12 protein-coding genes are annotated in these 23,217 nt (G+C 70.3%); 7 read left to right on the forward strand and 5 right to left on the reverse strand.

The features are described 5' to 3' along the window. Window positions 1–3 precede the first annotated feature (3 nt). From ABEB09_RS22245 to ABEB09_RS22255, 3 genes are all read right to left on the reverse strand, one after another. Window positions 4–885, reverse strand: a complete 882-nt coding sequence (locus ABEB09_RS22245) for a carbohydrate ABC transporter permease (RefSeq protein ID WP_345691672.1) — start codon at window positions 883–885, stop codon at window positions 4–6. Between the two features lie 65 nt (window positions 886–950). Next, on the reverse strand, window positions 951–2,291 hold the full coding sequence (locus tag ABEB09_RS22250; protein WP_345691673.1) for an ABC transporter substrate-binding protein: 1,341 nt from the start codon (window positions 2,289–2,291) through the stop codon (window positions 951–953). Between the two features lie 43 nt (window positions 2,292–2,334). Continuing rightward, window positions 2,335–3,501 (reverse strand): ROK family transcriptional regulator, encoded by a 1,167-nt coding sequence (locus ABEB09_RS22255; RefSeq protein ID WP_345694040.1) that lies wholly within the window; start codon window positions 3,499–3,501, stop codon window positions 2,335–2,337. Window positions 3,502–3,924: 423 nt separating this feature from the next. Here ABEB09_RS22255 and ABEB09_RS22260 point away from each other — a divergent pair, with 423 nt between their 5' ends. The 4 genes from ABEB09_RS22260 to ABEB09_RS22275 all read left to right on the forward strand — a co-directional run bounded on the left by ABEB09_RS22260 (window position 3,925) and on the right by ABEB09_RS22275 (window position 15,544). Next, window positions 3,925–4,578: a DUF4328 domain-containing protein gene (locus ABEB09_RS22260; RefSeq protein WP_345691674.1), complete on the forward strand. Its 654-nt coding sequence runs from the start codon at window positions 3,925–3,927 to the stop codon at window positions 4,576–4,578. A 179-nt stretch (window positions 4,579–4,757) separates the two neighbouring features. Next, window positions 4,758–8,450, forward strand: coding sequence for a laminin G domain-containing protein (locus ABEB09_RS22265; protein WP_345691675.1), 3,693 nt, complete (start codon window positions 4,758–4,760; stop codon window positions 8,448–8,450). 144 nt (window positions 8,451–8,594) lie between these two features. Continuing rightward, entirely contained in the window at window positions 8,595–15,134 is a 6,540-nt protein-coding gene (locus ABEB09_RS22270) for an RHS repeat-associated core domain-containing protein (protein ID WP_345691676.1), read from the forward strand. Window positions 15,135–15,193: 59 nt separating this feature from the next. Beyond that, window positions 15,194–15,544 (forward strand): hypothetical protein, encoded by a 351-nt coding sequence (locus ABEB09_RS22275; RefSeq protein ID WP_345691677.1) that lies wholly within the window; start codon window positions 15,194–15,196, stop codon window positions 15,542–15,544. Between the two features lie 156 nt (window positions 15,545–15,700). On the opposite strand, the gene ABEB09_RS22280 is transcribed toward ABEB09_RS22275, so the two are convergent. Beyond that, window positions 15,701–16,810, reverse strand: coding sequence for a mechanosensitive ion channel family protein (locus tag ABEB09_RS22280; protein ID WP_345691678.1), 1,110 nt, complete (start codon window positions 16,808–16,810; stop codon window positions 15,701–15,703). Between the two features lie 237 nt (window positions 16,811–17,047). Between ABEB09_RS22280 and ABEB09_RS22285 the strand changes: the two genes are divergently transcribed. After that, a complete protein-coding gene (locus ABEB09_RS22285; protein ID WP_345691679.1) occupies window positions 17,048–17,584 on the forward strand; it encodes an HNH endonuclease in 537 nt (178 codons plus the stop codon). Between the two features lie 21 nt (window positions 17,585–17,605). Here ABEB09_RS22285 and ABEB09_RS22290 read toward each other — a convergent pair whose 3' ends face one another. Beyond that, window positions 17,606–20,584 (reverse strand): beta-N-acetylglucosaminidase domain-containing protein, encoded by a 2,979-nt coding sequence (locus tag ABEB09_RS22290; protein WP_345691680.1) that lies wholly within the window; start codon window positions 20,582–20,584, stop codon window positions 17,606–17,608. Between the two features lie 285 nt (window positions 20,585–20,869). Between ABEB09_RS22290 and ABEB09_RS22295 the strand changes: the two genes are divergently transcribed. Together ABEB09_RS22295 and malQ are read left to right on the forward strand one after the other, a co-directional pair. Next, window positions 20,870–21,070, forward strand: coding sequence for a hypothetical protein (locus ABEB09_RS22295; RefSeq protein ID WP_345691681.1), 201 nt, complete (start codon window positions 20,870–20,872; stop codon window positions 21,068–21,070). A 23-nt stretch (window positions 21,071–21,093) separates the two neighbouring features. Continuing rightward, entirely contained in the window at window positions 21,094–23,199 is a 2,106-nt protein-coding gene (gene malQ / locus ABEB09_RS22300) for a 4-alpha-glucanotransferase (RefSeq protein ID WP_345691682.1), read from the forward strand. Window positions 23,200–23,217: the final 18 nt, after the last annotated feature.

Genomic DNA, 23,217 nt, shown 5'->3' on the forward strand with positions numbered 1-23,217 from the left:
CGGTCACCCACCCACCTGGACGAGCCCGCCGCGCCGCCGCATCAGCAGCGCGGTGAAGGCCATGGCGAGGGCGAACAGCACCAGGGCGACCACACAGGCGGAGCCGTAGTCGAAGCGCTGGAAGCCCAGGTTGTACACCAGCTGCGGCAGCGTCAGCGTCGACTTCTCCGGGTAGCCGGGCTCGAACTGCTGGCCGCTGTTGCCGATGATCCCGGAGGCCACCTTCCCGGCGACCAGGGGCTGTGTGTAGTACTGCATGGTCTGGATGACCCCGGTGACCACGGCGAACAGCACGATCGGGGAGATCGCCGGCAGCGTCACGTACCGGAACCGCTGCCACGCCGACGCCCCGTCCAGCTCCGCCGCCTCGTACTGCTCCCTCGGTACGTCGAGCAGCGCCGCCATGAAGATCACCATCAGGTCGCCGACGCCCCACACGGCGAGCAGCGTGAGCGCGGGCCTCGACCAGTCCGGGTCACCGAACCAGCCGGGCGCCGGCAGCCCGGCGCCCTCCAGCAGCCCGTTCACGGGCCCGGTCCCCGGGTTGAGCAGGAAGACGAAGGCGAGTGTGGCCGCCACGGGCGGCGCGAGGTACGGCAGGTAGAACAGCGTCCGGAAGACCCCCGCCCCGGTCTTGATCTTCGTGACGAGCAGTCCGACCCCGAGCCCGAACACCACCCGGCAGGCGACCATCACGACGACCAGCCACAGCGTGTTGCCCATCGCCGGCCAGAACGCCGGGTAGTCGGTGAAGACGTACGTCCAGTTCTCCAGGCCGTTGAACTCGGGCTGCCGGAACCCGTCGTAGTGCGTGAAGGAGAAGTACACCGTCGACAGGAGCGGATACGCGAAGAACACCGCGAACCCGACGAGCCACGGCGACATGAAGGCGAGAGTGCGCAGCGCCGTGCGCGTACGCCCGCGGGGAGGCGCCCCCGAGACCGTGGCCACTACTTGGCCTTCGCGATGTCGGTGTCGATCTGCGCGGCGGTCCGGGCCAGCCCGGCCTCGAGGTCCTTCTCCCTGCCGGACTCGTGGAGGTAGCCGAACTCCTGGAGGGTTACCTGGTAGGCGCCGCCGTTGACGGAGGCGGGAGTGGTGTTGGACTTGGGGTGCCGGGCGATGTCGAGGAACACCTTGAAGCGCGGGTCGAGCTTGAGCTTCGGGGAGGCGAGCGCGGCGTTCGTGGAGGGGACGTTGCGCAACTCGTTGGCGAAGGAGACCACGGCGTCCGTGTCGGTGGTCAGGTACTTCACCAGCTCCCAGGCGGCGTTCTGCTTACGGCTCGTGGACGCGATGCCCGTGATCGTCCCGGACAGGTAGCCCTTCCCGTACTCGTCGGCCCGGTCGTCCGGCACGGGCAGCGGGGCGACGCCCACCTCGAACGGCACCTTGGCGTCGGCGGTCATGCCGAGCCGCCACTCGCCGTCGAGCTGCATGGCCACCTGGCCGGTGTGGAAGGGGTGCTTGGCGCTCCACTCGTCACCGAAGGTGTTGCGGTACCTCTCCAGCTTCGCGAACCCGCCGAGCTTCCCGATGAGGTTCTTCTGCCAGGTGAACATGGCGGCGAAGGCGGGATCGCGGGCGATGGCGGACTTCCCGTCCGCGCCGAAGTAGGTGGGCCCCCACTGGGCGACAAGGTGCCCGGGAGTCGACTCGTACCCGTGGAAGTTCGGCATGAAGCCGAGCTGCTCGTACGAGTCGCCCTTGGCCTTGGTCAGCTTGACGGCGACCCGGTCGAACTCGCTCCAGGTCCTGGGGGGACCGGTGATCCCCGCCTTCTTGAAGGCGTCCTTGTTGTAGTAGAGCCCGTAGGCGTCGCCGAGGAGGGGCAGGGTGCAGCGGACGCCGTTGAACTCCGTGTAGTCGAGCCGGGCTTTCGGGAAGGTCGCCGCAAGATCGATCCTCGACTTCTCGATGAACGGCTGCAGATCGGCGAAGGCACCGGAGGAGCAGAACTTCCCGACGTTGTCGGTCGTGAACGACGACACGACATCGGGGGCGTTGGAACCTCCGGCCCGCAGGGCCTGCTGGATCTTGTCGTCGGTGACGTTGGGGACGGCCTTGACGGTGATGTTGGGGTGCGCGTCCTGGAACCGCTTGACGGCCGCGTCGACGGCCTTCACCTCGGAGGGCGCGGACCAGCCGTGCCAGAAGGTGAGCGTCACCTTGGCGCCGGGGTCGTCGTCGGCGGCACCGGCGGAGGAGCCGGTGCACGCGGAGAGGGACACGGCGAGGACGAGGGCGGTGGCGGTCGCGGCGAGGGCGGCGGGGCGCCGGCGTATGGACATGGCGGTCTGTCTCCCGGGAAGAGGGCTCACGGTCGGGTGCGACTCATCGCGCGGAGGTGTCGAAGACGTCGTCGCGGGTGGCGGCGAGGGCGACTTCGAGGGCACCGCGCAGGACGGGATGGCGCTGGACGTCGCCGACGACGAGGCGGGGCCGGGAGGCGGCGAGCTCGCCCAGCTCGGCCCGGATCCGCTCCAGCAGGGGCGCGCCGCCGGCGACGACGACACCGCCGGACAGGACGACGAGTTCGGGGTCGAGGACGGCGACGAGGGAGGCGAGGCCGGTGGCGAGCCCGGTGGCGTAGACGTCGAGGAGCCGGGCCCTGGCCCCGGAGTCGTCCTCGGCGGCGTCGAGCAGCAGCTGCTCGGCGACGCGCACGTAATCACCGTCCGCCGGTACGTCGATCCCCAGCTCACGGGCGAGCTTCGGGAGCACCTGGGCACCGGCCAGCTCCTGGAAGCCACCGCTGCCGGCCTTGGCGACGTGCCGGACGAGGGGCGCACCGGGCACGGGCAGGAAGCCCACCTCGCCGGCGCCACCGGTGAAGCCGCGGTGGAGCCGCCCGCCGAGGACGAGTGCGGACCCCAACCCCTCCTCGTTCCACAGCAACACGAAGTCCTGATGGCCGCGGGCGACCCCGAGCCGCTGCTCGGCGACGGCGACGAGGTTGACGTCGTTCTCGTACTCGACGGGCATGGGCAGCGCGGCGGCCAGCTCCTCCAGCAGGCTGGGGGAGTGCCATCCGGGCAGGTGGGAGGCGTACCGCAGGCGCCCGGTGGAGGGATCGAAGGCACCGGGCGTCCCGATGACGACCCGATGGAGATCCTCCCGCGCGAGCCCGGCGGCGTGGAGGGCCCCGTCCAGAGCCTGCCCGACATCGGCGAGGGCGCCTCCTTGACGCCGCCGCCCGGGCGTCGCCAGCTCGAACTCGCCCACGACGGCCCCGGTGACATCGGCGACGGCGGCGCGGATACGCCGCGGATTCACATCGAGCCCGGCGGCGTGGGCGGCCCGCGGATTGACGGCGTACAACTGCGCGTTGGGCCCGGGCCGCCCCTCGGTGGTCCCGGTCGCCACGACGAGCCCGGCGGCTTCGAGCCGGGCGAGCAACTGGGAGGCGGTGGGCTTGGACAGCCCGGTCAACTTCCCGATCCGGGTCCGGGACAGCGGCCCGTGCTCCAGCAACAGATCGAGCGCGGCCCGATCATTCATGGCCCGCAGCACCCGGGGGGTGCCGGGGGTGGCGGGGCCACCGGGCCCACCGGAAAGGGATCCGGACACGGGACTGCACCTGCCTTCGCGGCTGCACTGTTAGGAAACTTTCCTATTGAGATGGCCCGAAGGTAAGGCGCACGTCAGGACCCCGTCAATACCTGGCGGCATCGGCGAGGCGCCGATCTTTTCACTGGACGTGATCGCCGCCGCGACATATCGTCCGCCTGCGGCCGCTGCCAGGCCGCCGCAGGCGGGCCTCTGGGGGAGGGGTGCTGCGCCACTCACTCAGTCACAAGCCCGTGGGGGGTCTTCGTCATGCCTTGCTCCACCTGTTCGACACAGCCGGCCGCCACGCCGTCCGGCCGCTGCGAGACGTGCGCGGCGCCAACGCCAGGCGGCCGGGCGCCCGCACCGGGTGCGGTGCTGCGCTCACCGGTCGGCCTCTCGTACGCGGTCGTCGCGCTGCTCGCGCTGGTCGTGGCCGTCGACCTGTTCGCGATCTACGCCTCGCTGAACATGCGGGACCTGATGGGGGACATCGTGTCGGGCGACTTCACGGCGGACAGGCTCGAGGAGGCGAACAGGGCCGACCGGCTGTCGTACTTCTCCACCTCGCTGGCCCTGATGAGCCTCATCGCGGCAGGTGTCGTCTTCATCGTGTGGTTCCACCGGACACGAACCAACGCAGGCATCTTCCACCCCGAACTGCAGCGGCGCGGGCCGGGCTGGGCGATCGGATCCTGGTTCATCCCGATCGCCAACCTCTGGATCCCCCGGCAGATCGCGGGCGACATCTGGGACGCCAGCGAGCAGGACAAGCGCGAGTCACGCACGGTCCTGAACGCCTGGTGGGCGGCATGGGTGATCTCGACGGTGCTCAACCAGATGGCGGCCAGGATGTACTACCGGGCGGAAGAACCGGCAGCACTGCGGACGGCGCTGACGGTGGATGTGATCAGCGGCGTCGTCGACATGGCGGCGGCCGTCCTGGCGATGCTCTTCGTCCGCAAGCTGACCGCCCTGCAGCACGCCAAGGCCTTGCGGGGTCCGCAGGAGACCGTGGTTCCGGCCTGAATTCTCCTCCTTGGCCGCAATGGGTCTTTTGCGGGAGGGCCAGCTTTTCCCGACACGCCTCACCTGCAGCGATAACTCGTTGACCCCCGCATGCAGCTCTCCGTAACGTCGATCTCTGATCCCGCAATGGATCACTTGTTCGATATGGGCCTGGGGAGGCCCAGGGGGGTGACTCAGTCATGCCTGCCGGCAGACGAAGATCAGGAAGCCAGGGCGCCGTCGTGGCGCTCAGCCTGGCGCTCATAGCGGGAGGCGGCGCGTTCGCGTACCCGGAGGAGGCCACGGCCGCCTCCAGACCGGCGCGGCAAGCGCCACAGCTCACGGCGGCGGGCGCGTCGGCGCTCGCCGCCCAGACCGGCGAACCGGTCGAGGTGGTCGCGGAGCGCACCGAGTACGCGCAGACGATGGCCAACCCGGACGGCACGTACACGCTGACACAGTCGACCGTGCCGCAGCGCGTCCGTGCCCAGGACGGCACCTGGCGGAACATCGACGTGACGCTGGAGCAGCGCGCGGACGGCACTGTGGGGCCCAAGGCGGCCGCCGTTGACCTGTCGTTCTCGGGAGGAGGCAGCGGCAAGAACCTGATCCGCCTGGCCTCGCCCCGCGGCGCGGTCGAACTGGGCTGGCCCGGAACCCTCCCCCAGCCACGCCTGGAGGGGGCCACGGCCACGTACCCCGAGGTGTACAAGGGCGTGGACCTGCAGCTCACCGCGACGGCGGAGGGCTACCGCGAGGTGCTGGTCGTCAAGTCGGCGGAAGCGGCGGCCAACCCGGAACTCGACAAGGTCGAACTCACGGCGACGGGCAGGGGCCTGACCCTCGCGCCGGGCGGCGGAGGTGGCCTGCGGGCCGTCGACCAGGACGGCAACACCATCTTCAACGGCCCGTCCGGCCTCATGTGGGACTCCGCCGGCGACGACACCGGGGCACAGCCCCAGCTGCTCCGAGCCGCCGACGCGAGCGGTACCACAGAGGAGACGACCGACCCGGCCGCGCCGGCCAAGGGCGACGCGACTGCGGAGCTTCCTGTTCAGGTGACGGACGGCCAGATCGCCGTACAGCCCGACACGAAGTTGCTGCGGGGCGCGGACACGGTCTACCCGGTCTACATCGACCCGTCTCTCGGCCTGGGCGTTTCCGAGCGCACCGTGCTCTCCAGCGACGGCGACCGTTTCTGGAACTTCACCGGTGACCACGGCGTCGGCCGCTGCTACCGCGTCGGCCCGTACTACTGCGACGCCGACCACACGAACCGGATGTACTTCGAGTTCTCGCCGACGCACCTGTCCGGGAAGTACGTCATCGATGCCACCTTCCGTGCGTTCGAGACCTGGTCCTTCTCCTGCAGCCCGCACTGGCTGGACCTGTGGCGCACGGACAACATCTCCGAGTCCACCCGCTGGCCGGGCCCGGCGCAGCTCGACCTGATGGGCGACCGCAATGTCTCGGCAGGACGCAGTACAGACTGCACGCCGGAGCAGCCGGACTCCTGGATCGAGTTCAACGATGCCGCGAGCGAGACGGACGAGAACCTGACGACGACCGTCCGTAATTTCGCCGACGGCAAGTTCTCCCGTCTGACCCTACTGCTCCGTGCGAAGGACGAGACCAACGCGGACGCGTGGAAGCGGTTCGACGACAACGCCGAACTCAAGGTCGTCTACGTCCTCAAGCCGGGCATGGTGACGGACGACGGGATCATTCCGGGCGACGGCACCATGCAGGGGTGCTCCGTGTCGGACGCGACCCCGGAAGTCGCCACGCGCTTGGACCCGACTCTCCAAGCCCGGCTCCAGACGGGGGTCCAGCCCGCCAGCGATCTGGAGCGCGGCTCTCTGCGCGCCCGGTTCCACGTCCAGAGGAAGGAGGGCGCGAACTGGGTCGATCACGGCACCTACGCCATGCCCTCCACCGGCTACTACGTGGACGACAGCCTGGCCAGGCAGCGTCTGGTGAACGGCACCGACGGCACTCTCTACCGCGTCCGTTCCCTGACCCAGTCGTACTGGACCTACGAAGGGGTCACGACCGCCATCAACTCCCCGTACAAACGGTGGTGCTACTTCAAGATCGACCTGTTCGGTCCCAAGGCGCCCCAGGTGACGTCGAACGGTGTCTATTCGCTCTGCGCGGATGATGCCCTGTGCGACCCTGCCGGCGGCCCGTACGTGGCCGGATCCTTCAGGCTCCGGCCGAACGCCGTGGACACCGACATCTCCGGCTACCGCTGGTGGCTGGACACCGAGCCGGTTGGCGCACACCGAGTCACCGGCGCGCAGGTGGACATCGCTCCGCTCCCGACGGAGGCGGGCCTCCGGATACTGACCGTGCAGGCCATTGACGTACGCGACCGCGCGGGCGAAACCACCACATTCAAGTTCAACGTCGCGCCCCCTGACGGCCCGGTGGGCCGTTGGCGCCTGGACGACGGCACGCTGGACTCGTCGACGTCGACTGTGACGTTCAAGGACACCGCCACGGTGGGCACCCGTCATGACCTCACGCTCAAGCCTGTCGGGACCAGGGCCGTCTGGTCGGCCACCGGTCGGCGGGGAGACAACGACCGGTCGCTCCTGCTGAACAACGACCTCGCCGACACGGCAGCCCGTACAGGCAGCGCCACAACCAACGGAGCCCCGCTCCGTACGCAGGACTCGTTCACCGTCTCCGCATGGGCCATGCTGAGCGACAGCGGCAAGACCCGCATCGTCGCCTCGGCACCGGGTAGCAGCACATCGGCGGCCTTCAACCTGTTCTACTCGGCGAGCGCGAAGAAGTGGGTGTTCAACCGCGCGGTGGCGGACTCCTCCACCCCGGCCTATGTCAGCGCGCCGGCGGACACAGCCAATCCGCCGCTCAATGTGTGGACACATCTCGCCGGGGTCTTCGACACCAAGGGCGACACCGACAAGGCGAACGACACCATCCAGTTGTTCGTCAACGGACGCCCGCAGGGTTCCCCCGTGGAGCTTGGTAAGAATCCCGCGTACACACCGTGGGCATCGACGGCGGGCATGACGGTCGGGGCCTCCAAGGCCGGCGAGTACTTCCTGGGCCGCATCGACGAGGTCGGCGTCTGGCAGTACGCGCTGATGCCGGAACAGGTGCGCTACGACAGTGAGCTCAAGGTCGACGGCACCCCCGCGACCGAGCTGGTCGCCCAGTGGAACGCCGCGTCCACAGCCAATGGCCAGGTGGCGCAGACCACCTCCTACGCGGCACGCCCCCTGACCCTCTCCCCGACCGGCGTCACGACGAACGTGGACGGCACGGCCCTGGACCTGGACGGCGTCGGCGGTCACCTGGCCACCACGGGGCCGGTCACGGACGAGACGGCATCCTTCACCGTCAGCGCCGAGGTCCGCCTCGACAAGGCCAAGTTCACCGCACTGCCCGTGGGCGCCAAGACCTACGTATTCGGTCAGTCCACGCCGGACGGCAAGGAGTCGTCCTGGGCACTCTGGGTCGAGAAGGTCAGTACGAGCGGGTACCTGTGGCGCTTCGGGCGCACCGCGACCGATGCGACGGGCAACGTGATCGCCACATCGTCCACCGCATCGCTGTCCAGTGCGACCCTCGATACGACGGTGCAGGTGACCGGCGTGTACGACGCCGCTGAGAAGACCATCAACGGCGTCGGCAACACGCGTCTGTACGTCGGCGACGAGGAACAGGTGGACCCCGAGACCGCCCCGTTGGCCTCCTTCACCACTCCTCTGCAGGGAGGCGGGCAGGTGGCGGCCGGGCGCGGGATCGCGGCAGGCGTGAACGGGCACTTCCTTCCCGGGTCGGTGATCGACCTCAGGGTCTGGTCGGGCGCGATGACGCGCCAAGGCGTCCTTCAGAAGGTTCTGAGGCTCGCGCCCTAGGCCCGGCCTCGTCGGGGCGGCAGCGCACCGGAGCGCTGCCGCCTCCCATCACCGCATCCTCCCTCGCAGCCCCGGCCCAGGGCTGCCCTTACCTCTGTCAGCGTGTGCCGCCGCAGTGCGGCTCGATGCAGAAGTGGAGTTGGTATGAACCGATCCATACCGTTTGCCCGGCCGGGCAAACGGCTCAGACCCCGCACTAGAGCTGTGCCTCTGCGCGCTCTCTCCTCGGCCGTCGGCTTCGCCCTGATTCCCGGCCTCCTCACGCCGGTGGCGTTTGCCGCCGAGGTCGAGCCGCTCGGCAAGCCCAAGCTCAAGGCCCCACGCTCGGCGGACGTCTCACCGTTCACGCCGAAGCTCGACCCCAGGACCTCGGCCCTGATATCCAAGGCGGCCACGGCGGCACGCGCCGATGAACTCCGTGCCCGGGTCCAGCAGGACAAGAGGGTCACATGGCCCAAGGGCGGCACAGCGGCGATCACTGTGCCCGCGTCGGGGAAGGTGAGCACGGCAGTCGGCTCCCTGCCTCTCACCCTCGCGCCCTCGAAGCCGAGCAAGGCCAAGGCAGCGTCCGCGCCCGCCGGCACGGTCGAGATCAACGTTCTCGACCAGAAACGTGCCGCGCAGCTCGGGGTGAAGGGCATCGTGGTCACGGTCACTGCTCCGGCCTCCGCGGGGAAGGTCGAACTCGGCATCGGTTACGGGGCCTTCGGCTCGGCCTACGGCGGTGACTGGGCCGGGCGTCTCCAGGTGGTGCGCCTTCCCGGCTGTGCGCTCACCGAGCCCGCAGACGCCAAGTGCCGTAAGCGGACGCCGCTGGAGTTCACCAACGACCGCGCGCACGAGCGCCTCAACGGGCAGCTGGCTTTCACCCGCCCCTCGGCGGCCAGGGCGAGCAGCCCTTCCACCACGCAGACGATGGTGCTCGCCGTCGCCGCCGGCACCAAGTCCGGCAGCGGCGACTACAAGGCGACGCCCCTTGCCTCCTCCTCCACTTGGGAGGCCGGCGGCTCGTCGGGCACGTTCACGTGGACGTACCCCCTCCGCGTGCCGCCGTCGGCCGCAGGGCCGAAGCCGGACCTGAAGATCTCGTACGACTCCGGCCGGGTCGACGGCAGGACGGCCTCGACGAACAATCAGGGCACCGCCATCGGCGAGGGCTTCGACATCACCTCGTCGTACATCGAGCGCAAGTACGGCTCCTGCGACGACGACGGCCAGACGGACAAGTACGACCTGTGCTGGAAGTACGACAACGCCTCGCTCGTCCTCAACGGCAACGCCACCGAGCTGGTCAAGGACGACACGAGCGGCCAGTGGCGGCTCAAGAACGACGACGCCTCCACCGTCAAGGTGTCCACGGGCGCCGAAAACGGTGACGACAACGGCGAACACTGGGCCATCACCACCGGCGACGGCACCACGTACCACTTCGGGTTGAACAAGCTCAGCGGCGCCGGAGCCACGGACCGCACCAACTCGGTCTGGACCGTGCCGGTCTTCGGCGACGACACGGGCGAGCCCGGGTACGACAAGGGAACCAGCTTCTCCGCACGCCACGCCGACCAGGCCTGGCGCTGGAACCTCGACTACGTCGAGGACACCCGCGGGAACGCCATGTCGTACTGGTACGAAGCCGAGCTGAACCACTACGACATGCTGGGCGACGACAACAACGGCACCCCGTACACACGGGGCGGATACCTCAAGGAGATCCGCTACGGCCAGCGCGCCGGGGCCTTGTTCTCCGCCGTGCCCGCCGCCTCCAACAGGGTCGTCTTCGGTTACGCCGAGCGCTGCATCGTCGGTGACTGCGGTTCACTGACCGACGCCACCCGGAACAACTGGCCCGACGTGCCGTTCGACGCCGAGTGCAAGGCGGGCGTCAAGTGCACCGGCAACGTCGGCCCCTCGTTCTACACGCGCAAGCGGATGACCGGGGTCTCGACCCAGGCGTGGGACAGGGCCGCCTCGACCCCCGGATACGCCTCCGTGGACTCGTGGGCCTTCGGCCAGCAGTTCCTGGACCCGGGCGACACGGGCGACTCGCACGACCAGTCGCTGTGGCTCTCGGACATCCGGCACACGGGTAAGCGGGGGACTGACCTGAGCCTGGCGCCCGTCACGTTCGACCACGAGTTCCTGCCGAACCGCGTGGACGGTGCGACGGACGACATCATCTCGCTGGACAAGCCGCGGCTGAAGGTCATCACCTCCGAAACCGGCGCCCAGACGATCGTCACCTACATGCCCGCCGACTGCATCGCCGGGCAGACCATGCCGAAGGTCGACCAGAACAACCGCCGCTGCTACCCGGTCCACTGGTCGCCGAACGGTGGAAAGGTGCCGATCCTCGACTGGTTCCACAAGTACCCCGTACAGGCTGTGGCGACGCTCGACCCGCACGGCGGATCGGACGCCGTCCACCACACCTACGCGTACTCCGGTCCCGCCTGGCACTACAACGAGGACCCGTTCGTCAAGGAGAAGGAGCGGACCTGGTCGCAGTGGCGCGGCTTCCAGAAGGTCACGCACCTGACGGGCAACGCCGGCTCCACCCAGTCCAAGACCGTGACCGTCTTCATGCAGGGCATGAACGGTGACCGCGTGCTCGATGCGAGCGGCCAGCTCGACAAGGACGCGCGCAAAACGGCGACCGTCACGGGCATAAAGGCGCCGGCCATCACGGACGCGGACCAGTACGCCGGTTTCACGCGCGAATCGGTCACGTACAACGGTGTCTCCGGCCAGGAGACCGGTGGCCAGATCAACGACCCCTGGTCGAAGCGCACAGCGACCCAGCACAAGTCGTACGCCGAGACGGAGGCGTACTTCGTCCGTACAGGTGCCACACACGCACGGACCAACATCACCACGGTCCTGCCCGCACGTGACCGGGTGCGTTCCACGGCCACCACTTACGACGACCACGGCATGGCGGTCGCCGTCGAGGACCGCGGCGACAACGCCGTCGCCGGCGACGAGAAGTGCACACGCACGTGGTACGCCCGCAATGTCGCGAACGGCATCAACAGCCTGGTGTCGCGCGTCCGCGTCACCGCGAAGCCGTGTGGCACATCCGAGGAGCAGCTGAACCTCCCGGCCACGTCGGACACGCCTGGCGATGTCATCTCCGACACCGCGACGGCGTACGACTCCACGACGTGGAGCGCTGTCCAGACGCCGACCAGGGGAGAACCGCGCTGGACAGGCCGGGCCAAGGCGTACGGCCTCGACGACCAGCCCGTCTGGCAGAAGGTCTCCACGACGACCTACGACATGCTGGGACGCCCGCTGACCGTCCGCGACGCACTGGACAACCTCACGGCGTCCACCCAGTACGAGCCCGCGGCCGCCGGACCGCTGACCTCCACGGTCGTCCAGAACGCGGCACTGCACACGAGCACCACCGAGCTCGACTTCGCCACGGGGGCCGCGGTGAAGGTGACCGACCCCAACGGCAAGGTCACGGAGTCCGTGTACGACAGCCTGGGGCGTGTCACGCAGGTGTGGCTCCCGGACCGTGACAGGTCTCTGGGCAAGTCGCCCAACTACACCTACGCCTACCACGTCAGCGCGTCCGACGAGTCGTGGGTGTCGACCTCCACGCTGCGGCCGGACGGCGGAGGCTACGGCACCACCTACGAGATCTTCGACTCGCTGCTGCGTCCGCGCCAGACTCAGACGCCTTCGCCGCGCGGTGGACGACTGATCGCCCTGACGCAGTACGACCACCGCGGCCTGGCGGTCTCGTCCCAGTCGGACATCTGGGACGAGACGACCGCCCCCGCGGGACGGCTCGTCGCGACGGACGGCGGACAGGCGCCGATGCAGGTCGACACCACGTACGACGGTGCCGGCCGTGCGGTCAAGGCGGATACGAAGGTACGAAACGTCCTGCGCTGGAGCGTCGAGACGCAGTACACCGGTGACACCGTCACCTCCACGGCTCCGGCCGGCGGCAAGGCCACGGCGGTGGTCACCAACGCACTCGGCCAGACGACGCAGCGCCGTGAGTACGGCGGTACGCAGCCGAGCGGGACCGACTACACGACGACGAACTACACGTACACGCCGGCGGGCCAGCAGGCCACGGTCGAAGGACCCGACAAGGCCCAGTGGTCGTACACCTACGACCTCTTCGGCCGGCAGGTGACCGCGGCCGATCCCGACAAGGGCACCAGCCGGACCGATTACAACGAACTCGACCAGGCGATCTCCGTCAAGGACTCCCGCCAGCGAGAGCTCCTCACCGCGTACGACAAGCTCGGTCGCAAGACCGGTCTGTGGGACGGCGAGCAGACGGATGCGAAGAAGCTGGCGGGCTGGACGTACGACGTCCTCGCCAAGGGCCGGCTGGACACCGCCGTCCGTTACGAGAACGGCGTCGGCCAGACGACCAGCAAGGCGTACACCCAGAAGGTGGTGGCTTACGACCCGCTCTACCGCGCGACCAGGTCGCAGCTGCTGCTGCCCACGAGTGACCCTCTGGTGCAGGCCGGTGTGCCCTCGACGCTCGAGTCGTCGGTGTATTACAACGTGTCCGGCGTCCCCTCGACCCAGACCAGCCCTGCGGTGGCAGGACTTCCGCTGGAAGCCTTGTCCTACAAGTACGGCGCTGTGGGACAGCTGCTCTCGTTCAACGGTGTGACCGGGTACCTCCAGAACGCCACATACACCCCCGAGGGCGACCTTCAGCAGCTCAGCCTCGGCAAGGACATCGCGGGCGTCGCCCACAACGCGTACCTGACCTACACGTACGAGGACGGGACGCGTCGACTGACCGGCTCGGACGTCACCGACACCGTCCACAACTACATGCTCCAGAGCTTGAAGTTCAGGCAGGACGACGCCGGCAACGTCATGTCGATCTTCGACACCTCGACGCAGGGCGGTACGGCGAAGCCCGACCACCAGTGCTTCGCGTATGACGCGCACCGTCGCATGACGGAGGCGTGGACGCCGCGGACGGCCGACTGCTCGGCCACCGGCCGCACGACGGCCAACCTCGACGGCCCGGCCCCGTACTGGACGAGCTACGCCTACAACAGCTCGGGCCAGCGGGCCTCGGAAACGGAACACACCGCGACCGGCGACCGGACGACGACGTACACGTACGGCACGACGAGGGGCCAGCCGCATCCGCTTGCCAAGACGGAGGGCACCCGACCGGCAACGTACGTCTACGACGAGGCGGGCAACACCACGAGTCGCCCGGGCACGCAGGCCCAGCAGACGCTTACCTGGAACGCCGAGGGCAAGCTGACCGGCACGTCCGAACCAGCCGTGACCGGCAAGCCGGCACTGGGCACGACGTACCTGTACGACGCGTCGGGCGAACTTCTGGTCCGCCGCGCCACCGGCGACGGCGACACGGTGCTCTACTTCGGCAACACCGAGATCCGCCTCACCACGAAGGGAACGACGAAGACCCTCAGCGGCACCCGGTACTACACCGCGGGCGGCAAGACCATCGCGGTCCGCACGGGGACGGCCGGAAGCACCACCACCAAGCTCAACTTCCTGGCGAGCGACCACCACGGCACCAGCAGCCTGGTCCTGGACGCCACGACGATGGCGGTCACCCGCCGCTACACAACGCCGTTCGGCGCCCCGCGCGGCACCCAGCCGACCACATGGCCGGACGACAAGGCATTCCTGGGCAAGCCGGCCGACAAGGTCACAGGCCTGACCCACATAGGCGCGCGCGAGTACGACCCGTCGATCGCCCAGTTCATCAGCGTCGACCCACTACTGGAACTGGACAAGCACCAGACCCTGAACGGCTACAGCTACGGCGCCCAGAACCCGGCGACGTTCTCTGACCCTTCGGGCCTGGGCCTAGCCTGCGGCAAGGGCTTCGACGAGGGCTGCGGAAGTGGAGTCGTCACCCACGGGGACGGAAGTCTCTCCAAGGGAGGGAACCCGACTGGAGGTGGCGTTGCACCCGGCTATGGGCGTACCTCTGGAACGTCATCCGCAGACAGTAGCGGGATCGTGATTGTGCTGGCCGAGGTGCTAGATGAAGCTCCGCAGAAGTACCTTCATCAGGCCCCCAATGGAGTTTGTATCTACGCCGTCGCAGGGACATGTGAGCCTCCTGCTGGAGAGCCTGTTTCCATACAGATTGACGACCTACCCTGCCCGTCTGGGGACCCGCAATGGGTGTGTGGTGCTCGCAATGCTCTGTACAAATTCGGAGTGGCCAGCGGAATGACAGGCGGATCGCTTGGATTCTTTGGTCTCCGGTCGGCGGCACGATTTAACCAAGCGCGAGGAGTCCCGGAAGGTTTCACCCCCACTCAAATGAACCAAATAAGGGCGGTCTTTCAGGGCAGGCTGGACATAGAATCAAACATTGTCGTTCAGGGCAGTCGAGTGACGGGCAATATCCACTCGAAGTCGGATGTTGACATTGCGGTTCGTGTGACCCCTGCCACGTTTGATGCACTTATTGCCAAGCGGTGGCCAAAGCCCCCAAATCCGGGCTCGAATAACGCCGACACCAGGGAGCATGCAATAAAGACTGGGAAGATCACGGCAGGGGATGTGCGCCCAAAACTTTCCCCTTTCCGGAAGGACGTGGTCACAATTCTGGGTGACACCGTCGATCACGTGGACGTTTCAGTAATCAGGATGGGCGGGCCGTTTGACAGAGGTCCGTTCATTGATATCGCGAACAACTAGAGTCGCAACGGGTGACGTAACCTGAATTGCATCCTTGTGCGAGTCGAAGTATCCCGGAGGTGGAGAACGTGAGTCTGTCGTGGGAGCTCTACGAAAGCTGTGACATCTACGTTGAGACGGATGATCGGTGTGCGTTGAGTGGGCTTCTTCTTGAGCTAACTGAGTCGAAGACTGCGCGGGAAGGGAGCCTGATAATTGGTCGAGTCGCGGTGAGTGTCGCGCACAATGATTACGAATCGGGTGGCGTGGCGGGATTCCTGGGCTGGGGTACCGTAATCGAGTGTGCCGCAGTGCCCGGTGCAAGCTACGAGGAAGTGGCGGGTTCTGTGCGGCGACTGCTTGGGTTCCTCGAAAAACATCGATTGCAGGCCGTTCCGGTATGTCAGTTCGAAGAAGATTTGACCATGTAGTGGCATGAAAATGGTCCGCCCTTTCGCTGGCGGACCGTTTTCGCTAAGCCTCATGCTTGATCATCGAGCAGAGGTTGACTTCCTTCCTGTCTACTCGAATGCGCTGAAGGAAAACAAAGATTGCCCCGCGCTGGGCGGGGCAATCTTCATGTTGGGTCAGGACTTCGACAAGTTCGCCGAAGCCGAAGCCGAAGCCGAAGCCGAAGGCGACTGCGGCGTCAGTGGGCTCGCCGCCGCCGACTGCGGCGACGTCGGCGACGCGTACGCCGATGGCGCCGCCACCCCCGCCGTCGGGTCCTTCGCCGGTTCCTCCGTCGGCTGCGGCGGTACGCCGCCCACGATGCGGATGCCCGCCTCGTCGAACGCGCGCTTGATGCGCCAGCGCAGTTCGCGTTCCACGCCGAGGGCCTTGCCCGGCATCGTCTTGGCGGAGACGCGCAGGGTCATGGAGTCGAGCAGGACCTCGTTCAGGCCCAGGATCTCGATCGGGCCCCACAGGCGCTCGTTCCAGGGCTCATCGGCGGCCATCTCCTCCGCCACCGACTCGATCACCTTGCGGATCGTGTCCAGGTCCTCCGTCGGGCGGACCGTGACGTCCACGCCCGCCGTGGCCCAGCCCTGGCTGAGGTTGCCGATCCGCTTGATCTCGCCGTTGCGGACGTACCAGATCTCCCCGTCCACGCCCCGCAGCTTCGTCACCCGCAGGCCCACCTCGATGACCTCGCCGGACGCCACCCCCGCGTCGATCGAGTCGCCCACCCCGTACTGGTCCTCCAGGATCATGAAGACGCCCGAGAGGAAGTCGGTGACCAGGTTGCGGGCGCCGAAGCCGATCGCCACGCCCGCCACGCCCGCCGAGGCCAGCAGCGGCGCCAGGTCGATCTTGAAGGCGCCCAGGATCATCAGGCCCGCCGTGCCCATGATCAGGAACGAGGCGACCGAGCGGAGCACCGAGCCGATCGCCTCCGAGCGCTGGCGGCGGCGCTCCGCGTTCACCAGCAGGCCGCCCAGCGCGGTGCCCTCGACCGCCTGGGCGCTGCGGTTCATGCGGTCTATGAGTTTGGTGAGGGCGCGGCGGATCAGGTAGCGGAGCGTTACCGCGATCGCCACGATCAGGAGGATGCGCAGGCCGGTGTTGACCCACGTGGACCAGTTCTCCTCCACCCAGCCCGCGGCCTCCCCGGCCTGACGGGCGGCTTCGTCCAGCGAGACGGTAGAGGTCGTCGGATCGTCGGTGGGGGCGGATGGTGCTGCCGACCAGAGCACGGTACGGAACCTCCAGGCATCACAAGCGGGTCACAACAATTTAACGGGGCGGAGTAGGTGGTTCGTCGCCGTGTTCGAGGGAGAGCTGCGTCTCATCGGGGGATGAGCAGAGGTGTGGTCGAAAACACCTCGAGCCCGTTACCGGTACGTGGTGGCGCTTCGACCTGGCATGAGGAGAGACTGAGAGCAGATCGTCCCGGCGCGAGCCACGCGCCGCCGGCGTACAAGGAGGCACCCGTGCCGCATGTCCTGGTCCTCAACGCGTCGTACGAGCCCCTCGGCGTCGTACCGCTCCGCCGCGCGCTCGTGCTCGTCCTCGAGAACAAGGCCCTGTGCCTCGAGGAGTCCGGCGCCTTCATGCACAGTGCGACCCATGTCATCGCCGCGCCGAGCGTCGTGCGGCTCAAGAGGTTCGTACGGGTCCCCTACCGGGGGCCCGTTCCGTTGACCCGCAAAGCCCTCTTCGCCCGCGACGGCGGGCGTTGCATGTACTGCGGTGGCGTCGCAACCAGCGTCGACCACGTGATCCCGCGCAGCCGGGGCGGCAAGCACACCTGGGACAACGTGGTGGCCGCGTGCCGCCGCTGCAACCACGTCAAGGCCGACCGGCACCTGCGCGAGCTGGGCTGGCGGCTCCACCAGCCGCCCGCCCCGCCCACCGGGCTGGCGTGGCGCATCATCGGGACGGGGCACAGGGACCCGCGCTGGCTGCCGTACCTGCAACCGTACGGCGCGGACGACGCCCTGGCCCGGATCGACGGCATTTCCGCCTGATGGTCCGGGCCCCGTCATACGTCAGGGCGTTACGGCGTACGCCTCCACCGCGTAGAGGGAGTAGCCGTAGCGCGTCGCGCGCTCCTCGCCCTGCACCCGGATGAAGCGGGCGCCCGGGGCATCCATCCGGATCGCCTCGCGGCGCCCCTTCCCGTTCGGGACCGTCGCCGCCGTCCGCCAGGTCCGGCCGTCCGCGGACACCTGGACGCGGTAGCGGGACGCGTACGCGTCCTGCCAGTGCAGCACGACCTGGCCGATCCGGGCCGGGGCCGCCAGCTCCACCTGCCACCAGGCGCCGTCCTCCGCCGGTGAGGACCAGCGGGTCTCCGGGTCGCCGTCCAGCGCGGCGGCCGCGGGGAAGTCCGCCGTCTCGTCGCCCGACGAACTCGCCGTGCCCGTGCGGGCCAGGTCCGGGCCGCCCGTCCTGGGGTGGGCGCGGACGGTCAGCGTGCGCTCCTCGCCCGCGAAGGACAGCGGGACCGCGTACGAGCCGGCCGGGGTGCCCGGTGCGACGGTGATCGTCACCGGGACGCTCGCCGCCGTGCCGCCCGGCACCGCCGTCACCTTCGGCACGCTCACCACGATGCCCTTGGGCGCCCGCGCCGTCAGGGTGCCGCGCACCGCGTCCGGCCGCCGCGCCGACAGCACGGCCTCCACCCGCTGCGGGGCCCCGCCGATCTCCGCGTCCGCCTCGGCGCGCGGCAGCTCCAGGCCGGCCCGCGGTTCGTCCCCGAACCAGGGCACGACGGCCCGTACGGGCACGGGGGCCGCGCCGCGCGGCCAGCTCACCCGGACCGCGTCCGCGCGGAGGCCGCCCGCCCGGGCCTGCGTCCAGCCGGAGCCGGACAGGGCGCCCAGCGGGCGCCAGCCCTCACCCGGCACGTGCACGTCGACGCTGCCGCCGGCCCGGCCCGGCTCCACCAGCGCGGTCACGGCCTCCACGGGCCGCGCCCGGCCCAGGTCGACGGTGTACGCGGTGTCCGTCCGGTACGTCTCGCCGGCTCCACGGGACGCGCCCGTCCACGCCGCCGCCTCCTTCGCGGCCCGCGTCAGGAACGGGTCGAGGACACCGCGCCCGACCTCGGCGGTGCTCGCACCCAGCTCCGTACGCAGCGGCTCCAGCTCCAGCTGGGCGCGCCAGGCGGCCGCGCCGTCGCCCCGGGACTGGGCCTGGAGCATGTCGACGGCGGTCTCGCCGGCCCGGCCGTACCGCGCCAGCTGCTCCAGCCAGGGCCGCACCTCGTCGTCCAGCCGGCCCTCCGCGGGGGCCGTCAGCCGCTGCGGCGCCTCCCGCATCACCGTGAACGCCGCCCGCAACTCCGCCGCGGCCCGGTCGCGCGCGGCCGCCGGTACGCCCGCCCGGGTGCGCGTGCGCCAGAACTCCGCCAGCAGGGGCCGCAGGTAGGCCGACTCGCCGGTCGGGTCCAGCAGCGACGAGGCGTCGTTGCCGGCGAGGGCGCCGAGCGCCTCCCGGGCCTTCGGGTCGCCGTCCGCCAGGTCGTCCAGCGCGGCCCGCCACGACTCGTCGGGGCGGTAGCCGCGCGGGTTCCACGCGAAGTCGGCGGCGGTGAAGACGGGGATGCGGGAGGCCGACGCCTGCTCCATCGCGTTGGCGAGCAGCGCGGCCGAACCGGCGGCGACGGCCGGCTCCCGGCCCGTGTACGGGCCGAGGAAGATACGGTCCTGCGCGTAGTCGTTGACCGGGTAGTTGTCCATGGTGACCAGCGGGTGGCGCAGCGCGTCGCGTGCGCCGGCCATTTCACGGCCCGTGATGGTCCGCGGCACCACGCCGACGCCCGTCCACACCACCTGGACGCGCGGGTCCAGCGCCTCGGCGAGCGCCGTGCGGTAGTCCGTGGCGCCGTCCTGGTAGTACTCGGTCGGCATCAGCGACAGCGGCTCGGCGTCCGGGTGGCGCTCGGCGATGTGGCGGGCCAGCTCGCTCGCCACGGACGCGTGCGCCCGTGCCGCGGCCTCGGGCCCGCTGCCGAAGGTGTCGGCGTCCCGCGAGCAGTGCCACTCGTCGTAGCTGGCGTCCTGGAACTGGAGCTGGAAGGCCCGCACGCCCAGCGCGTACATGGCGTCGACCTTGCGCTTGAGCGCCTTCAGGTCCTCCGGCGAGGCCAGGCACATGGACTGGGCGGGCGCGACGGCCCACCCGAGGGTGACGTGGTTGCCGCGGGCCCGCTCGGCGAGCTCCCGGAACTCGGCCCGCTGCCGCGCCGGATAGGCGTCGCGCCACCGCAGCTGGCGGTACGGGTCGTCACCGGGCGCGTAGAGGTAGCGGTTCTGCTTGGTGCGGCCCATGAAGTCCAGCTGCGCGAGGCGCTGCTCGTGGCTCCACGGCCGGCCGTAGAAACCTTCCGCCAGACCGCGTACGGCGGTGCCCGGCCAGTCGCGTACGACGACACCGGGCACGGTCCGGTCGGCCCCTATGAGCTGACGGAGCGTCTGTACGGCGTGGAACAGCCCGTCCTCGCCGACACCGTCCACGGCGACCGTGTCCCGGTTCTCGTACCGGCCGGTCGCCAGGCGGTAGCCGCCGGAGGGCAGATCCCCGCGCTCGGGGACACGCAGGGCGCGCAGCGCGTTCTGCGCGCCGGTGCCGCCCATCAGCACCACCGGGCCGCGTGCCGGCATCGGGGCACCGCCGGGCACCTCCCGCACGTCGTACATGGTGCGCACCTCGCGCACACCCGCCCGGCGCAGGACGTCCTCCAGGGCGGCCACCGCGTACGGGTCGGCGTCCGCGTCGGCGATCACCGTCACGGTGTCGCCCAGCGGTACGGCGCCGCCCGCCGCGCGCAGCGACTGCGGGCGCGGCCAGACGGCCGGCGGCTCGGCCCCCTCCCGGTCGGGCACCGCGCGTGCGGAGCCGGGCCCTCCGGGGGCGGCCAGCGCGCCGGGGGCGCCACCCAGAAGTCCGCCGAGCACGGCCACCGCGACGGCGGTCGCGGTGCCTCTGACGCGTCCGAACTGCGCGAGCTGCCCGAACTGCACGCGCGCCCCCCTCGTCTTCCGTCGTTCCCCGGCCGTCTGTGGGTAGCTTTGCCGGTGGCCCTGCTGGTGCCCCTACCGATGGGTTTCGAGCCCACCACCCACGCGCCGAAGGTGTCAATGTGTGTGGCCGATGTGTCGTATTTGCACACCGGGCTGTGGAGAGACGTTCAACTTCCGCCCCGGACAAGGACTGTGAGCAGCGCCACGTTGCACGGATGCACCGGCGTGCGCTGGGTAGGGCTCCGGTGTTCCCCTTCCATCCCATACCCGGTTAGGGAGGCCACCGTGGCCGCTGCCGCCCATCTCCTGCTCACCGCCCTGTCCAAACAGGTCCTCGACGTCCCCGCCCGGGCCGGCTCCCCGCTGACCAGCGAGCCGCCCCTCGCCGGCGCCGCCCCGCTGACCAGTGAGCCGCCGCTCACCGACGCCACGCCCCTGACCAGCGAACCGACGGCCACCGGCGCGGCCGGCGGACCGGAGACCTGAAGCCCTGACGCCCAGGAGCCCGCATGACCCTCGCCCGGCTCGCCGCGCTGCACGGAGTCGCCACCGCCTACTCGCCCGCCCCGGGCGTCACCGTCCCGGTCCCCGACGCCACCGTGGTCGCCGTCCTCGGCGCCCTCGACGTCGACGCCACCAGCCCCCGGGCGATCCGCGCCTCGCTGGCCGCCGCCGAGGAGGCCAGGGCCGCGCGGCTGCTGCCGCCGACCGTCGTCGTGTGGCAGGGCGACGAGCCCGCCGGGCGCCCCCGCCCGCTCGCCGCCCTCCCCGCCGGCACCGCCCTGCGCATCACCCTGGAGCGCGGCGGCACCGTCGCCTCCCCGGTGCCCTGGGCCGACCTGACGCCCGGCGTCCACGCCCTGGAGGCGCGGGCGCCGGACGGGCGCACCGCCCGGGCCACCCTCGTCGTGGCGCCCGCGCGTGTGCCGCAGCCGGCCGGCCGGGCCCACGGCGTCCTCGTCCAGCTGTACTCGCTGCTGTCGGCGCGCTCCTGGGGCATGGGCGACCTCGGCGACCTGCGGGAACTCGCCGACTGGGCGGGGCGCGCGCTCGGCGCGGGCTTCGTGCAGGTCAACCCGCTGCACGCGGCCGTGCCGGGCACCCCGACCGACCCCTCCCCGTACCGGCCCTCCTCGCGCCGCTTCCCCGACCCGGTCCACCTGCGCGTCGAGGACGTGCCCGAGTACGCCTACGCCTCCGGGGCCGACCGCGCGGAACTCGACGCGCTCGTGGGCCGCGCCGCCGAACTGCGCGAGGGGGTGCTCCGCAAGGGCGAGCTGATCGACCGGGACGCGGTGTGGGTGCTCAAGCGGCGGGCCCTGGAAATCCTCCGGCGCGTCCCCCTCGGCCCCGGCCGGGCCGCAGCCCTGCGGGACTTCCGCGCCGGGCAGGGCCGGGCCCTGGAGGACCACGCCACGTGGTGCGCGCTCGTCGAGCGGCACGGCGCCGACCGGAGCCAGTGGCCCGAGGACGTGCGCGACCCGCGCTCGGCCGGCACCGCGCGCGTACGGGCCGAACTGGCCGACCGGGTCGACTTCCACTGCTGGCTCGCCTGGCTCACCGACCGGCAGCTGGCCGACGCCGCGCGCGCCGCCCGCGAGGCGGGCATGGGCGTCGGCATCGTCCACGACCTGGCCGTCGGCGTGCACCCCGACGGGGCCGACGCCTGGGCGCAGCAGGACGCGTACGCGGCCGGGATGTCGGTGGGCGCCCCGCCGGACGCGTTCAACGCGCGCGGCCAGGACTGGGGCCTGCCGCCGTGGCGCCCCGACGCGCTGGCAGCCTCCGGCTACGCCCCCTACCGCGAGCTGCTCCGTTCGCTGCTGCGCCACGCGGGGGCCCTGCGCATCGACCACGTGATGGGCCTGTTCCGGCTGTGGTGGGTGCCCGCCGGACTGCCGCCCACCGACGGGACGTACGTCCGCTACGACGCCGACGCCATGCTCGCGGTCCTCGTCCTGGAGGCCCACCGCGCGGGTGCCGTGGTGATCGGCGAGGACCTCGGAACGGTCGAGCCCGGCGTACGGGAGGCTCTGCAGCGGCGCGGGGTGTTCGGCACGTCCGTGCTGTGGTTCGAGCGCGACTGGGCGGGCACCGGCCGGCCCCTGCCGCCGGAGGCCTGGCGCGCCGACTGCGTGGCCACCGCCACCACCCACGACCTGCCGTCGACCGCCGCGCGCCTGACGGGCGACCACGTCGAGCTGCGCCACCGGCTCGGCCTGCTGACCCGCCCCCTGGCCGACGAACGCGCCGACGACGCCCGCGAGGTCGCCGAGTGGCTGACGTACCTCCGGAAGCTGGGCCTCCTGGACGGCGAAGGGCCGGAGCGGCCGGACGAGGAGGCCGCGATCCGGGCCGTCTACCGCTTCCTGCGCCGTACCCCCGCACGGATGACGGGGATCTGGCTGCCGGACGCGGTGGGGGACCGGCGGCCGCAGAACCTGCCCGGCACCTGGGACCAGTACCCGAACTGGCGGCTGCCCGTCGCCGGGGCCGACGGGCGGCCCGTGACGCTGGAGGACCTGGCCGCCTCGCCCCGGCTGCGCGCGCTGCTGCAGGAGCCGGCGACGGAGCCGCGGCCCCTTACGGCACCCCCGGGCGCGCGGTGCGTCTAGCGGTTCGCTACGTTTGGC

Source organism: Streptomyces coeruleoprunus, assembly GCF_039542925.1.
Classification (GTDB): domain Bacteria; phylum Actinomycetota; class Actinomycetes; order Streptomycetales; family Streptomycetaceae; genus Streptomyces; species Streptomyces coeruleoprunus.

Bases quoted from the DNA above. Each gene is read 5' to 3' on its own strand.
- ABEB09_RS22270 (WP_345691676.1), top strand. From the start codon at position 8,595: ATGAACCGATCCATACCGTTTGCCCGGCCGGGCAAACGGCTCAGACCC.
- ABEB09_RS22250 (WP_345691673.1), bottom strand. From the start codon at position 2,291: ATGTCCATACGCCGGCGCCCCGCCGCCCTCGCCGCGACCGCCACCGCC.
- ABEB09_RS22255 (WP_345694040.1), bottom strand. From the start codon at position 3,501: ATGAATGATCGGGCCGCGCTCGATCTGTTGCTGGAGCACGGGCCGCTG.
- ABEB09_RS22265 (WP_345691675.1), top strand. From the start codon at position 4,758: ATGCCTGCCGGCAGACGAAGATCAGGAAGCCAGGGCGCCGTCGTGGCG.
- ABEB09_RS22245 (WP_345691672.1), bottom strand. From the start codon at position 885: ATGTCGCCGTGGCTCGTCGGGTTCGCGGTGTTCTTCGCGTATCCGCTC.
- malQ (WP_345691682.1), top strand. From the start codon at position 21,094: ATGACCCTCGCCCGGCTCGCCGCGCTGCACGGAGTCGCCACCGCCTAC.